The sequence below is a fragment of the Pectobacterium sp. CFBP8739 genome (genome assembly GCF_013449375.1).
In the GTDB taxonomy this organism is placed as follows: domain Bacteria; phylum Pseudomonadota; class Gammaproteobacteria; order Enterobacterales; family Enterobacteriaceae; genus Pectobacterium.
Map to the genome: position 1 here is coordinate 460,372 of NZ_JACDRR010000005.1, position 13,568 is coordinate 473,939.

General features: G+C 50.1%; 13 protein-coding genes. 6 read left to right on the forward strand and 7 right to left on the reverse strand.

What is annotated here, in order from left to right; translation table 11 throughout:
- The first annotated feature begins 275 nt into the window (after positions 1 to 275).
- From yebS to H0247_RS02895, 4 genes are all read left to right on the forward strand, one after another.
- Positions 276 to 1,556 (forward strand): membrane integrity lipid transport subunit YebS, encoded by a 1,281-nt coding sequence (gene yebS / locus H0247_RS02880; RefSeq protein WP_180741162.1) that lies wholly within the window; start codon positions 276 to 278, stop codon positions 1,554 to 1,556.
- A gap of 2 nt (positions 1,557 to 1,558) precedes the next feature.
- Positions 1,559 to 4,201, forward strand: a complete 2,643-nt coding sequence (locus H0247_RS02885; RefSeq protein WP_180741163.1) for a PqiB family protein — start codon at positions 1,559 to 1,561, stop codon at positions 4,199 to 4,201.
- A 144-nt stretch (positions 4,202 to 4,345) separates the two neighbouring features.
- The gene (rsmF, locus tag H0247_RS02890) at positions 4,346 to 5,800 is read left to right on the forward strand and encodes a 16S rRNA (cytosine(1407)-C(5))-methyltransferase RsmF (RefSeq protein ID WP_180741164.1); all 1,455 of its coding nucleotides are present in this window, start codon (positions 4,346 to 4,348) and stop codon (positions 5,798 to 5,800) included.
- A gap of 117 nt (positions 5,801 to 5,917) precedes the next feature.
- A complete protein-coding gene (locus H0247_RS02895) occupies positions 5,918 to 6,109 on the forward strand; it encodes a YebW family protein (protein ID WP_015840090.1) in 192 nt (63 codons plus the stop codon).
- Positions 6,110 to 6,114: 5 nt separating this feature from the next.
- Here the strand turns inward: H0247_RS02895 and H0247_RS02900 are convergent, their stop codons facing one another.
- Both H0247_RS02900 and H0247_RS02905 read right to left on the reverse strand, forming a co-directional pair.
- Positions 6,115 to 6,249 (reverse strand): extensin family protein, encoded by a 135-nt coding sequence (locus tag H0247_RS02900; RefSeq protein WP_370463296.1) that lies wholly within the window; start codon positions 6,247 to 6,249, stop codon positions 6,115 to 6,117.
- A complete protein-coding gene (locus tag H0247_RS02905; protein ID WP_180741165.1) occupies positions 6,246 to 7,313 on the reverse strand; it encodes a malate/lactate/ureidoglycolate dehydrogenase in 1,068 nt (355 codons plus the stop codon). The genes H0247_RS02900 and H0247_RS02905 overlap by 4 nt, the downstream gene beginning before the upstream one ends.
- A 234-nt stretch (positions 7,314 to 7,547) precedes the next feature.
- Between H0247_RS02905 and H0247_RS02910 the strand changes: the two genes are divergently transcribed.
- The gene (locus tag H0247_RS02910) at positions 7,548 to 8,030 is read left to right on the forward strand and encodes a hypothetical protein (RefSeq protein ID WP_180741166.1); all 483 of its coding nucleotides are present in this window, start codon (positions 7,548 to 7,550) and stop codon (positions 8,028 to 8,030) included.
- Positions 8,031 to 8,077: 47 nt separating this feature from the next.
- Here the strand turns inward: H0247_RS02910 and H0247_RS02915 are convergent, their stop codons facing one another.
- The 4 genes from H0247_RS02915 to ftnA all read right to left on the reverse strand — a co-directional run bounded on the left by H0247_RS02915 (position 8,078) and on the right by ftnA (position 10,524).
- Positions 8,078 to 8,224, reverse strand: a complete 147-nt coding sequence (locus H0247_RS02915) for a hypothetical protein (RefSeq protein ID WP_180741167.1) — start codon at positions 8,222 to 8,224, stop codon at positions 8,078 to 8,080.
- Positions 8,225 to 8,605: 381 nt separating this feature from the next.
- Positions 8,606 to 8,818, reverse strand: coding sequence for a cold shock protein CspG (gene cspG, locus H0247_RS02920; RefSeq protein ID WP_010275831.1), 213 nt, complete (start codon positions 8,816 to 8,818; stop codon positions 8,606 to 8,608).
- A 559-nt stretch (positions 8,819 to 9,377) separates the two neighbouring features.
- Positions 9,378 to 9,734 (reverse strand): YebY family protein, encoded by a 357-nt coding sequence (locus tag H0247_RS02925; RefSeq protein WP_180741168.1) that lies wholly within the window; start codon positions 9,732 to 9,734, stop codon positions 9,378 to 9,380.
- Between the two features lie 283 nt (positions 9,735 to 10,017).
- Positions 10,018 to 10,524 carry a non-heme ferritin gene (gene ftnA / locus H0247_RS02930; RefSeq protein ID WP_180741169.1) on the reverse strand — a complete coding sequence of 169 codons (507 nt, stop codon included), beginning with the start codon at positions 10,522 to 10,524 and terminating at the stop codon, positions 10,018 to 10,020.
- 371 nt (positions 10,525 to 10,895) lie between these two features.
- Here ftnA and H0247_RS02935 point away from each other — a divergent pair, with 371 nt between their 5' ends.
- Complete coding sequence (locus tag H0247_RS02935; RefSeq protein WP_180741170.1) at positions 10,896 to 11,126, forward strand: DNA polymerase III subunit theta; 231 nt, start codon at positions 10,896 to 10,898, stop codon at positions 11,124 to 11,126.
- Between the two features lie 367 nt (positions 11,127 to 11,493).
- On the opposite strand, the gene H0247_RS02940 is transcribed toward H0247_RS02935, so the two are convergent.
- A complete protein-coding gene (locus H0247_RS02940; protein ID WP_180741171.1) occupies positions 11,494 to 13,545 on the reverse strand; it encodes a S9 family peptidase in 2,052 nt (683 codons plus the stop codon).
- Positions 13,546 to 13,568 lie beyond the last annotated feature (23 nt).

Consider the following 13,568-nt stretch of genomic DNA (forward strand, 5'->3'; position numbering starts at 1 on the left):
TTCAAAACCGTGCGAAAAATTCCCGCACAGACTGCATTAGCATCGGTTACAGAATGCCATAAGATTAGCGCCTTCGCGCGAAGAATCATTCACTTTACTGTAACGCTGTCACGCATATCGTGCTATTTCCACCAGAAAAATAATATCGGGCAGAGATCAGAGCCTTATTATGAATTTATCATTCGTTGAGCCTTCAGTTACACTAAATAGCTGTGAATACGTTATCTAGCGTGAATATAACGGGACTCAACACCTTCCACCGAATCGCAGGAAAAATGAAAATACATACTATCGCCAGCCCTGCGCCGTTTCCCTCGCCCCGACCACCGTTAACCGAGGGGGCGAAAAGGTCTGTACCTGCGATCGATCATTATCATCGTTGCCCAGAATGTGATGCTTTCTTTGCGCTGCCGTCGTTGAAGCGTAACCAGACAGCTAACTGTCCACGCTGCGATGCCAAAGTCAGCTCGGGCAGAGACTGGCCCATTTCCCGGTTGGCTGCAATGGCCGTTGCCATGCTGGTATTGATGCCGTTTGCCTTCACTGAACCGTTAATCCGTATTCGTCTTCTGGGCGTCACCATCAATGCCAGCCTGTTTGAAGGTATTTGGCAAATCACCCGTCAGGGGCATCCACTCACGGCGAGCATGGTCGCTTTCTGTACCGTGGGCGCACCACTCACGCTGGTCTTTTCGCTGTTATATCTGTTCTTTGCTCCCCGCATCGGCATGAATCTGCGCCCCATTCTGCTCATGTTGCAACGGTTAAAAGAGTGGATGATGCTGGATATCTATCTGGTCGGTATGGCCGTCGCCGCGATTAAAGTTCGTGAATTCGCGGATGTTCAGGCGGGTATCGGGCTGGTCGCTTTTCTGGCGCTGATGAGCTTAAGCCTGCTGACGCTGATTCATTTAAATACCGACCAACTGTGGCAGCGGTTTTACCCGCGCATGAGGCCATTGATTTCGCCGGATCGCTATCGAATCTGCCTTTCCTGCCATTTCACCAGCTCGCCTGACAATCGGGGGCGCTGCCCTCGTTGCCATATTCCGCTTCGCTTACGCCAGCGGCACAGTCTGCAAAAATCCTGGGCAGCACTGATTGCTTCCATCATTTTACTGTTCCCCGCTAACCTGTTGCCCATATCAATTATTTATGTCAACGGTGCCCGTACAGAAGACACGATCTTCTCCGGTATTCTTTCGCTCGCATCAGGCAATGTTCCTATTGCGCTGGTGGTGTTCATTGCCAGTATTCTGGTGCCGTTGACTAAAGTGATGGTGCTGTTCGGGCTGCTGGTCAGTATCCATCTCCGGTCAGAAGGCAATATCATGATGCGCATGAAGATGCTGCGTATTATCCGCTGGATTGGCCGCTGGTCTATGCTCGATTTATTTGTGATTGCCCTGACGATGTCGCTCGTCAATCGCGATCAACTCCTCGCTTTCACCATGGGGCCTGCTGCCTTTTACTTTGGCGCGGCGGTGATTCTCACTATCCTTGCCGTTGAATGGCTGGATAGCCGACTGATGTGGGATAACACTGATGTGGAATAATAATGCAAGATAATACGCCTAGGACACCAACCGAAGCAACGGTGAAAAACAAGCGTCGCCTGTCGCCATTCTGGCTGCTGCCGCTGATTGCGCTGATGATTGCTGGCTGGCTGATTTACACCAATCAGCAAGAGCGTGGGGCTACCGTCACCATTGATTTCGTCTCCGCCGATGGGATTGTCGCCGGGCGTACTCCCGTGCGTTATCAGGGGGTAGAAGTCGGCACGGTGCAAAATATCAAATTGAGCGAAGACCTGCGTACCATTCAGGTCGAAGCCAGTATCAAAAGCGATATGAAGGAAGCGTTGCGCAGCGGCACGCAGTTCTGGCTGGTTACCCCGAAAGCCTCTCTCGCCGGGGTTTCAGGACTGGATGCGCTGGTGGGGGGGAACTACATCGGGATGATGCCCGGCTCCGGCGAGCCGCAAGAGCACTTTTCCGCGCTGGATACCCAGCCCAAGTACCGCGTGAATAGTGGAGAATTGCTGATTCACCTCCATGCCGACGATCTCGGTTCACTGAACACGGGTTCGCTGGTTTACTACCGCAAAATTCCGGTGGGAAAAGTCTACGACTACACCGTTTCTCAGGATCGTCGTGGGGTCATGATTGACGTGCTGGTGGAACGCCGCTTTACCCATCTGGTGAAGAAAAATAGTCGCTTCTGGAATGTGTCTGGCTTTAATGCGGACATTAGCGTCAGCGGCGCAAAAATTGAGATGGAAAATCTGGCGGCGCTGGTTAATGGCGCCATCGCGTTCGATTCACCGGAAGAGAGCGAGAATGCGAGTGCTGAACAAACCTATCGCCTCTATCCCGATCTGGCACAGAGCCAGCGCGGAGTGAAAATCGTGCTGGACTTACCGTCGGGTGACAGCCTCTCCGAAGGCCGTACACCGCTAATGTATCAAGGGTTGGAAGTCGGTACGCTAAATAAAATCACGTTAAATCCAGACGATGGTAAGGTCAGCGGAGAGCTAATCATCGATCCTTCCGTCGTGTCGCTGATGCGTGAAGGCACACGTATCGAACTCAGCAAACCCCAGCTTTCGCTCAGCGACCTGAATGTGTCACGCCTGCTGAGCGGCCCAACGTTGACGCTCATCCCTGGCGAAGGCGAACCACGCCAGCATTTTACCGTGCTGGATAGTGGACAACAGCAGCTTAGTCAGCCCGGCGCGCTGTCTATCCAGCTCACGGCGGCACAGAGCTATGGCATTGATAGCGGTCAACCCGTGCTGCTGCACGGTGTGCAGATCGGTCAAGTGGTGAAGCGCACGCTGGATGAACAAGGCGTCAGCTTCATTTTGGTGATCGAGCCGCGATATCGCCAGTTATTGCACCGCGACAGCAAATTCATCGTTAACAGCCGCGTAAATGTGAAGATGGGGCTGGATGGAATTCAAGTGCTGGGTGCCAGCGCGCAAGAGTGGGTCAGCGGCGGTATTCAGGTTTTACCAGGCAGCAAAGGCGACGTGCAAACCCGTTACCCGCTGTTTAGCGATCTCGAAAAAGCCGAAGAAGGTATTCGTGGTTCCACCCCCTCACCGACCCTCACCTTAGTGACTGATAGCCTGCCGGATATTCAGGACGGTTCCATCGTGCTGTACCGTAAATTCCAGGTAGGTGAAATCATGCGGGTGCGGCCAAAGGCAGATACCTTTGAGGTTGACGTTTATATTCGTCCCGAGCACCGTAAGCTGCTGACGGAAAACAGCGTGTTCTGGGCAGAAGGCGGCGCCCGTGTGCAGTTGAATACCTCAGGCCTGACCGTGCAGGCTTCCCCCTTGAATCGGGCACTTAAGGGCGCGATCAGTTTTGATAATCTGGAAGGCGCACCGGAAATTAAAGGAGGAAAACGCGTCCTGTACAACAACGAAACGGCGGCACGCGCCGTGGGGAGCCGCATCATTCTGCGCACCTACGACGCCAGTAAGCTCGCACCGGGCATGCCGATTCGTTATCTGGGTATTGATATCGGTCAGTTAGATTCGCTGAAACTGTCCGAACAGCGTAACGAAGTGCTGGTGCAGGCCGTACTCTATCCTGAATATGTGCGTAATTTCGCCCGTGCTGGCACGCGTTTTTCCGTCGTCACACCGGAAATTTCCGCCGCTGGCGTGAACCATCTGGAAACACTATTCCAGCCTTATATTAACGTCGAACCGGGTAACGGCAGCGTCACCCGCAATTTTGAGCTGCAACAGGCCACGATCTCCGATTCCCGCTATCAGGACGGCCTGAATATCAGCGTTGACGCACCGGAAGCTGGCGCGTTGCAGGTCGGTACGCCAGTGCTGTTCCGCGGCATTGAAGTCGGTACGGTAACCGGACTGTCACTAGGTACGCTCTCCGACCGTATTGCCGTATCGCTACGCATCAGCAAACACTATCAGCATTTGGTACGCGATAATTCCGTCTTCTGGCAGGCTTCAGGTTACAACCTGGAATTCGGATTGGTTGGCGGCGTCATCAAGAGCGGAACCTTCCAGCAGTTCATCCGCGGCGGTATCGCTTTCGCCACGCCGCCTAGCACACCGCTTGCGCCTAAGGCACAGGAAGGGAAACATTTCCTGCTGCGAAACGAGGAACCCAAAGAGTGGCGACAATGGGGTACAGCGATTCCAAATCCCACTAATCATTAACGCACACACCTGACAGGGCGGCAACGATCGCCCTGTCGTTTTCACGCGCCGTCTTGTCGTTTTCGCATGATGCATGAAAGATCCGTGCTACACTTTGCCGCTTCTTCCCCTCGTTTTACTGAATAACCTGTACGGAACCACGCCGTGGCAAAATTTACTCCAGCTAACCTGCCTGCTGAATTTCTCGACACGATGCGGGACATCATGCCTTCATCGCTTTCGATGGACGATTTTATTTCCGCCTGCCAGCGCCCGCTGCGCCGGAGCATCCGCGTCAATACGTTAAAAATCAGCGTCGATGCCTTCTTGCAGCTCGTACAACCCTATGGCTGGCAGCTCGAACCGATTCCCTGGTGTCAGGAAGGCTTCTGGCTGCTGAATGCGGAAGAAGAAAACACGAGGCTGGGCAATACGCTGGAGCACCTAAGCGGGCTGTTTTACATTCAGGAAGCCAGCTCCATGCTGCCCGTCAGCGCCCTGTTCCATTGCAACGATACGTTGGAAACGGTGTTGGACGTCGCCGCCGCTCCGGGTTCTAAAACCACGCAGATCGCAGCACGGATGAATAATGAAGGGGCTATCATCGCCAACGAGTATTCGGCCAGTCGAGTAAAAGTGCTGCATGCCAACATCAGCCGCTGCGGCGTCAGCAATACCGCGATGACACATTTCGACGGGCGGGTTTTCGGCGCAGCACTGCCGGAATATTTTGATGCAATACTGCTCGATGCGCCGTGTTCCGGTGAAGGCGTAGTGAGAAAGGATCCGGCGGCAATGAGCCACTGGTCGCAAGAGAGCATTACCGAGATTGCCGCCACGCAGCGCGACCTGATTCTGAGCGCATTCCATGCTCTGAAGCCCGGCGGCGTGATGATTTACTCCACCTGTACGCTGAATCGGCAGGAAAATCAGCAAGTTTGCCATTGGTTACAGACACAGTTTCCCAACGCCTGTGAGTTTGAATCGTTACGCGACCTCTTCACCGATGCCGAACGTGCCACAACGGAAGACGGCTTCCTGCACGTATTCCCACAAATTTATGACAGCGAAGGCTTCTTTGTTGCCCGTTTGCGCAAGACGGCCAGCGTGCCGCCGCTGCCGCGCCCAGGTTATAAAGTCGGTAAATTCCCGTTCTCTCCGGTTGCCCCCAAAGATTGCACACCACTCATACAAGCGGCGCGTAAGCAGGGCATTCATTGGGATGAGACGTTACTGCAACTGTGGCAACGTGATGGGGAGATCTGGCTTTTCCCTACGGCGTTGGCCTCCGCCTTTGGCAATATCAAATTCTCACGAATTGGCATTAAGCTCGCTGAGCGCTTCCCTAAAGGTTTTCGCTGGCAACATGAAGCGGTTGTCGCGTTGGCCGATCCAGACGCAGACCATGCCTACGCACTGACCAATGACATTGCCTGCGAGTGGTTCCAGGGCAAAGACTGTTATCCCGAACCGCTCCCTGCGGCGGATGAGCTGATTTTAACCTACCAGAATACGCCCGTCGGTTTGGCCAAACGCATCAATAGCCGGATAAAAAACAGCCTGCCGCGCGATTTAGTGCGGGATGGCGCCTCCTCTGCTCAACCTTTGGCTAAAGGATAAATACGGTTTCTGCATCAGGTGGTGATAAAACCACCTGATGAACCGTACGTTCCCTCTTTCCTCGCGGATTTTCATCTATCCTCTCTAGATGTGAACCAGTAATGTCTGGAGAACGGCATGTTTGCGTTAGTAATATTTGTTTGTTATCTCGGGCATGGCTGTGACGATGTAGTCGTCGGCGCCTACAACACCGAAGCGCAGTGTCTGCAAGCGATGGACGAACAACGCCTGCGTCGCGCTGGCTGCTTCCCCATCGAAGAGTATATCGATGGCTTCTGGATTCCCGCTCAGGAGTACGCTGATTTTTAGTTTTCCTACCTGAGTTTTCTCATCGACACACACTCAAACCGCCGCATAGCAAAGTGAAGATGATTAGCATGTGCGGCGTTGTATTCCGTCCCCAGCGAGTTATTGAAAAATAGCGATTCTTTTCTCCTGAGTAATATTATGCTATTAGCGTAAACTCAGCCGGATTCATCCCCATTGATATCCCCGCCTCCACGATTTTCTGCCACTCTTGATCGGACAGATAAACACCGCCTGCGTGGCACTGTGTCTGAGAAATACGCTCTGGTTCACCGGAGATTAGAATGGGGTGTGCCGGATCGGGTGCCGTTGAAGAACGAACATAATCCAGCATCGCATCATATTCTTTTTGCAGCCACGCCATCGACACCATACTGGCGGGATCGATAACAATCGTCGTCATGTTATTGACGATCGCCCCCTGACGTTCGTTCTCCGGTTGAATGGTTCCACCACCGGAGAGCAGTCCTGCCAGCATTTCAGCCGCTAAAATCAATCCGCCACCTTTATGTTTCGCAATCGGTTTTAAGGCCCCGTGCTTCTCGCCTTCCCACATGACTTTAGGATCGTTAGTAGACACGCCGTGGCAATCCAGCATGACCTCTTCGTCAAAGGTTTTACCTGCCAGATACGCAACGCGGGTTTTCCCCAGCGCCACCACGCTGGTGGCGAAATCCAGAATAAAGGCCGCATTATGCGCCGTGGGCGGAAACGCAATGCAGATAGGGTTCGTACCAAAACGAGCCTCACTGCCACACCAGGGCGCCACAATCGGGTCGAGATCGTTAACGTTGACGAAATGTATCGACACGAACCCAGCATCCGCCGCCATTTCCCCATAGGTGCCGATACGCCCTAAATGGCAGGTAGACGACAGCGTCATTAAACACACGCCCGTTGTTTTCACCCGATCAATAGCCGCCTGCATCGCTTCTTTGCCCGTACGCTGACCAAACCCACGATCGCCAGTAAATTGCAGTACCGCTCCGCTATCGCGCAGTAAACGCGCAGGGGTATTAGGGTGCATGATGCCTTTCCCGATAAACTCCACATAGTGCGGCAACATCCCCACACCGTGGCTGTCATGTCCTTTCAGGTTCGCGCTCACAAGGTGCTCAGTGACAATACGGGCTTCGTTTTCTTCACATCCTGCTTTTTGCAATACGCTTTGCATCATCGCCATCAGACGGCTGACTGAAATCTGCATGTCTCTTCCCTTTATCTACCGATGAGTATTCACAGGTTTCATCCTACTGCGGAACGGGAATGAATAAAATATAAACAAATCAAGCAAGATACCAATCAGTGCGATTGCCTTAACCATCTGGTGAAGGCTTTCCCTCAGCAGTACCATCCCCGACGTTGTAAGACGTACACAGAGACGGCTGACATAGATAGGGTTGCCTGCTTATCGGGCATAGATAATATGGATTTTATTTAAATGAAAAAAACATCGCGTTTTCTTCTGGCGCTTGCTGGATTATGGATTTCCATTACGACTTATTCGACTGCATCTCCTTCGACTCACGCTGAGGAAGCACGGATACCGGCCATCAAACTGATCAATACCCCCGACAATCACTCGGCCTTCGTGACAGGCAGCGTGCCCGCGCTGGAAAAAATCACTGCACAAAAATTTTGGCTCAGTAACTCCACGGAAGCCTGGGAGATGAACGTCCACCCAGCCCCACGTAAGCAATATGTCATCACGCTGAAGGGTACGCTGAAATTTCGGGTCAGCGATGGTTCTACTTTCCTGCTTTCTCCCGGAACGGTTTTGATTGCCGCCGATACGCAGGGGGAAGGACATAGCTGGGAGATGGTTGAAGGCACCGAGTGGGTCAGAATTTATATTCCGATTGTGGATGAGAGCGATTATTTCATCCCCGACGCATCGAGTGCTGCGGCGGCCAAAGCGCACTGATTTTCTTTTCCGCATGACATTGGCGGCAGAAATCTGTCGCCAACCTATTAATCCTTATCCGCATCAAAGGGATCCTCAACATCATCTTTGCTGTCATCGCGTTTGCGAGGAATTTCTCCCCGATCTTTCGGCGCGTCTTTTGCCGGATGATCCTTTTCATCCTTGTGTTTGGTGTCTGCATTTTTCTCAGTCATCGTTTTCCTCCCATCGCATCGTATTTTATTAACATTGTGTTCTATTAATTTAGTCGATAATCGCTACAAACGGGGCATGAATCTTCCGATTCCGTTGTGAAAAAGATATTTTTATATAAGAGAGAACAATTATTTTCGTTATTTATAAAATAGCTAGCGAAGGGGAATATCTGTAGGTGATACGAAGAAAGATATATTTTCCGATGATTTCTGAAAATAACATCTGCTGAAGATACAGTATAAGGTTTAAACAAAAACCCCCAGCTTCGCGCCAGGGGTTCTTTATTACTTCTCTTGACTGCTCCGGCTTAAACCATCATCGCTATCGCAAGAAAAGCATCACGTCAAATTTATAGTGCAGCTCTATTACGGCGCGACTTATTACAGTGCGACAACGTTGCCAGCTGCTGGGCCTTTCTGGCCATTTTCAATCGTGAACTCAACTTTTTGGCCTTCGTCCAGCGTTTTGAAATCGTTGCTCTGAATAGCAGAGAAATGTACGAATACATCTTTGCTGCCATTGTCAGGAGTAATGAAGCCAAAACCTTTACCCGCGTCAAACCATTTTACTAAACCAGTCATTTTATTAGACATAGAAATTACCTTAATTTTTATAGCGCCTTCCGGCAAATAGGGCCTGTGCACAGAATTTAATTAGCAACGAGAAGGAGGCTCAAAAGAAGGGATATCTATGGATAACACTTGGAAATGAGAACTGCTTTACTAAACTGCTTTTTAGGTCTGCGAATCAAACCGACGAGCTATTAACGCATGTATAAATATCTTTAGCAAGCATTTATTTTTAATTTATCTAAAAAGCCTATCCAAAGCTAAATCTGCCAACCTCTGAAGGAAAGGATAAATCAAGAAAGTTACGGGTTAAATGTACTTTTTCATCCATTAACGTTTTAAATCAAAAAAAAGACTGAACACGATTCCTGTATTCAGTCTAGGGAAATGGCTCTAGGGAGAGCCGTGCGCTAAAAGTTGGCATTTATACAAGCTGAACTAGCCCTGTAGACTTAAGCATAGCCAACTCCCTCGCGTTTTCCAGCTTTAACCTACTCGCAATCATCACAAATGGAACAGATTTCACACTTTATCTTAACCATAAATAAGTAATTATTTAACATCAATAGGTAAATCAATCACTTCATGGTTTAGCGTCTGGCTTACACAACTGCTCTGCACGTTCGATAAATGGCTGAAGGCTTTTTTTCTGTCCAGGATGCTTAGGATCGTCCAGCCAGATCGCGTCTATCGGCTGCGCACTCACCTGCCCAGATTTCATTTGCGCAATGGCAACATCGTTTAGCGGGTATTGCATCAGCGTCCCGGTATGTAAGGCGTACAGCGCATTACCAGGGCGGCAAATCAATTGAACTTCTTCACGTGTGAAAGCCCAACGATCGCCGTATTCCAGCCGGCTGATATTTGCCAGCTTGGCAGCAGCAAACGCATTCACAGAAAGTGAGGTAAGCACGATAGATAGCAAAAATTTCTTCATCATGGTATTCCCGACATGGCGTATTCAGACAATGATGTGTGTGAGTTTTGCAGCCTTATCTGAATCAGAGAAAGACAGCCTCAAACCTTATAAAACAGAATGTTGTATATCACTACTGAGGCGATCATAGCGACAGAGGGAGATGAAGTCGAGCGCGACGTCAGGAATCGCATTAATGGTCTGATACCGGCAGAAAGGTCATTCAGGAGGAGGAAATGGCGGGATAAAGAGAACAGTATCCCGCATCATTCAAATCATCATTGGCCGACAGAAGCGCCGCTTGTCATTAGGCTGACGGTGCCGCCGTAGACATTTTTTTCAGGTCCTGATCGATGAAGAACAGGCCGCCTTCGCTGGCTTTGACCAGAGCCAGTTTGTCCAGAATGGAACGGAACAGCTTCTCTTCTTCGTGCTGTTCAGCAACGTACCATTGCAGGAAGTTAAACGTGGAGTAATCCTGCAACGCCATCGCGGCATGTGCCAGCTCATTAATTTTTGCTGTAATCAGTTGTTCGTGTTCATAGGTCTGCTTGAAAACATCAGCCAGTGAATCGAAATCAATTGGCGGTGCGGCAATCGCGCCTAATACAGGCAGGCTTCCCGTGTCGTCCAGGTAGTCAAACAGGCGCTGCATATGCTGCATCTCTTCCTGAGAATGTATTTTCAGGAAACTGGATGCGCCTTCAAAGCCTTTGTCACCGCACCATGCGCTCATCTGCAGATACAAATTCGCGGAATAAAATTCCAGATTAAGTTGCTCATTCAGCTTCTGAATCATTTCTTTTTTTAACATGCTAACTCCCTATTTTCCCGGCAGGTGAAATTATTCAGGGCATTATGCCTGAAAAATAAAATAAAGAACACTTTATTAACATTGCGACAGGATTAATAAAAACAAGCAACGAAAACAAAGTGTTACACTGGTTGTTATTGATATTTATTATCACTTAAATCTTATTGAGATATATTACTGCGAATCATTTTTATTATCAAAAATAACAACAAGGGTTTATATCAATCATGAAAAGTCTATATTAAAAATGATTCCCATTTCGCAATCAGAATAATAAACATCCACATAACAAGGTGAACACTTGCCATTTTTCTGTTGCTACTTTACCGTGGCGCACATGAGTCTGTGATCAATCGGCAGGAGAAAATGGTATGGGATACAATCTGGCAGAATTGTCCAAAGAGGATATGGATAAAGTTAACGTGGATTTGGCAGCATCAGGCGTTGCCTTCAAAGAGCGTTACAATATGCCGGTCATTCCAGAGGCTGTTGAGAGAGAGCAGCCCGATCACCTGCGTAACTACTTTCGCGAACGCGTGATGTTTTATCGCCAACGTTCACTCCAGTTCTCACGTTTGCCCTACGAGCCGAAGTCTAAGTAGGCTTATCCTCTCATTCCAACCTACGACGACCTTGCCGTGGAAAATATCCCTTTCCGCAGGTTACATTCTTACACAGCAAAAACCATTTTCTACTTGCATCTCGGCCCGCACAGGAGGTTAATGGAGTGGCAACCTAACCTTTTATCTAAACGAGGCAAGATATGAGTAAAGGACTGGATAGCAAAAAGAACAGTAAGAAGAAACCGCTGAAAACGGCCGCCGAAAAGCGGGCTGACAAAAGAGCGAAGAAAACGCAGGCTGATATTACCTAGGTGTTGATAACCTCAGTTTTGGTCACCGAAGTGATGCGCCGAGCCAATCGGGTAAACCCGAAAATGGGTTTACCCTCATAGCTATGTTTTATCCCTTATCCGCGATCGTCCTCAGGCATTTCAAGCACCATCAGCAGAAAAGCATATTCCAACGCAATATCATCATAGCGTTTAAAACGACCGGATTTTCCGCCGTGCCCGGCATCCATGTCGGTGTATAGCAACACCAGACGATCATCCGTTTTGACTTCCCGCAATTTCGCCACCCACTTAGCAGGCTCCCAATACTGCACCTGAGAATCGTGCAGCCCGGTCGTCACCAGCAAATGTGGGTAACGCTGCGCGACAACACCGTCATAGGGGCTGTATTGTTTGATGTAGTCATAGTAGGTTTTCTCATTCGGATCGCCCCACTCGTCATACTCACCAGTCGTCAGCGGGATAGACTCATCCAGCATCGTCGTCAGCACATCAACGAAGGGAACCTGAGCGACAACGCCTTTAAACAGTTCGGGCGCCATATTCACCACCGCGCCCATCAATAATCCTCCCGCACTACCGCCCATTGCGAACATGTTTTTCCTGTCGCCATAGCCTTTTGCTATCAATGCCTGCGACACATCGATGAAGTCCGTGAAGGAGTGCATTTTATTGAGTAATCGGCCATCGTCGTACCACTGTTGCCCCAGTTCGCCGCCGCCGCGAATGTGCGTTAAGGCGAAAATGAACCCTCGGTCCAACAGGCTCAAGCGACTCACGCTGAAATCCGGATCCAGACTATGGCTATAAGCGCCGTAGCCGTAGACCAGTATCGGGTTCTTACCTGGGCTGAAATGATCGCGATGATAAACAAGAGAAACGGGAACTTCGACGCCATCCCGAACGGTAATCCACACGCGTTCGCTTCGATAATTATCCGAAGAGAAGTCTTTCACCTCGGCTTGTTTAAGTAATTGCTGTTCGCCCGTATCCAGATTCAATTCATACTGCGTGCTGGGGGTTGTCATTGACGAATAGCCATACCGCATCAATGCCGTTTCTGGCGTAGGGTTGTAAGACAACCACGTCACATAGCTCGCGTCATTGAAGGTGATCGCTTTTTCTTCCTGCGTATGCCAGTGAATCTGGCGCAGGCTAGTCAATCCGCGATCTCTTTCTTCGACCACCAGCCAGTCGCGGAACAGCTCAAATCCTTCCAGCACACGATTTTCACGTGGTGCAATCAGCGTTTCCAGCGTTTGTTCATCAGGTTTGTCTGATCGGTAGAGGCCAAAGTTTTTTCCTTCCCGATTAGAACGCAGATAAAACTTGCCCTGATAGTGATCGATGCCGTATTCATGATCTTTCCGGCGTGGAATGCAGACCTGCGGCACAGCATCCGAGCGTGTCGCGTCGAGCAATAACACCTCCGTCGTTGTGGTGCTGCTGAGATAAATAGAGATGTAGTGCTCTGATGTCGTTTTACTCAGGCTGACATAATAGGTGTCGTCTTTCTCTTCATATACAAGTTCATCCTGTGCAGGATCGCTCCCCAGCCGATGACGATAGACTTGATACGGCAGTAGCGTTTGCTCGTGTTTACGAACGTAATACAGAACCGTCGAATCCGCCGACCATTCCGCTCCCGCCGTGACATTTTCGATCACATCCGGTAGCCACTCGCCGCTGTTCAGATCGCGAAAACGAAGCGTGTACTGCCGACGGGATAGAAAATCTTCCGAGAGTGCCAGCAATCTATTGTCGGGGCTAACTTCAAGCGCGCCAAGGCTATAAAACTCATGCCCTTCTGCACGTTGGTTCCCGTCCAGTAGTGTGTCCCACGCGTCCGTTTCTTGCTCAGGCTGGCGCAGATAGATGGCGTACTCTTTGCCCGGCTCATAACGACTTTGATAACGATAACCCTTTCTGACATACGGCACAGACATATCCGTTGACGGGATACGCTTAACCATTTCGTCATACAACGACCGTTTACGCGCCTCATAGGGAGCCATAACAGCATCGCTATAGGCATTTTCCTGCTCCAGATAGGCCAGCACCTGCGGATCGGCGCGCTGGTCATCACGCAGCCAGTAATAATTGTCGATACGCGTATCGCCATGCATGCTCATCACATGAGGGCGTTTTTCAGCTTGCGGTGTTTTCATCGCGTCGGATCTCGTTGTCTTAA

What these genes read in the sequence shown, in the direction of transcription:
- H0247_RS02910 (WP_180741166.1), top strand. Translation starts at nt 7,548, where the DNA reads ATGAAAAAAACATCGCGTTTTCTTCTGGCGCTTGCTGGATTATGGATT.
- cspG (WP_010275831.1), bottom strand. Translation starts at nt 8,818, where the DNA reads ATGTCTAATAAAATGACTGGTTTAGTAAAATGGTTTGACGCGGGTAAA.
- H0247_RS02895 (WP_015840090.1), top strand. Translation starts at nt 5,918, where the DNA reads ATGTTTGCGTTAGTAATATTTGTTTGTTATCTCGGGCATGGCTGTGAC.
- H0247_RS02925 (WP_180741168.1), bottom strand. Translation starts at nt 9,734, where the DNA reads ATGATGAAGAAATTTTTGCTATCTATCGTGCTTACCTCACTTTCTGTG.
- ftnA (WP_180741169.1), bottom strand. Translation starts at nt 10,524, where the DNA reads ATGTTAAAAAAAGAAATGATTCAGAAGCTGAATGAGCAACTTAATCTG.
- H0247_RS02940 (WP_180741171.1), bottom strand. Translation starts at nt 13,545, where the DNA reads ATGAAAACACCGCAAGCTGAAAAACGCCCTCATGTGATGAGCATGCAT.
- H0247_RS02915 (WP_180741167.1), bottom strand. Translation starts at nt 8,224, where the DNA reads ATGACTGAGAAAAATGCAGACACCAAACACAAGGATGAAAAGGATCAT.
- H0247_RS02935 (WP_180741170.1), top strand. Translation starts at nt 10,896, where the DNA reads ATGGGATACAATCTGGCAGAATTGTCCAAAGAGGATATGGATAAAGTT.
- yebS (WP_180741162.1), top strand. Translation starts at nt 276, where the DNA reads ATGAAAATACATACTATCGCCAGCCCTGCGCCGTTTCCCTCGCCCCGA.
- H0247_RS02905 (WP_180741165.1), bottom strand. Translation starts at nt 7,313, where the DNA reads ATGCAGATTTCAGTCAGCCGTCTGATGGCGATGATGCAAAGCGTATTG.
- H0247_RS02885 (WP_180741163.1), top strand. Translation starts at nt 1,559, where the DNA reads ATGCAAGATAATACGCCTAGGACACCAACCGAAGCAACGGTGAAAAAC.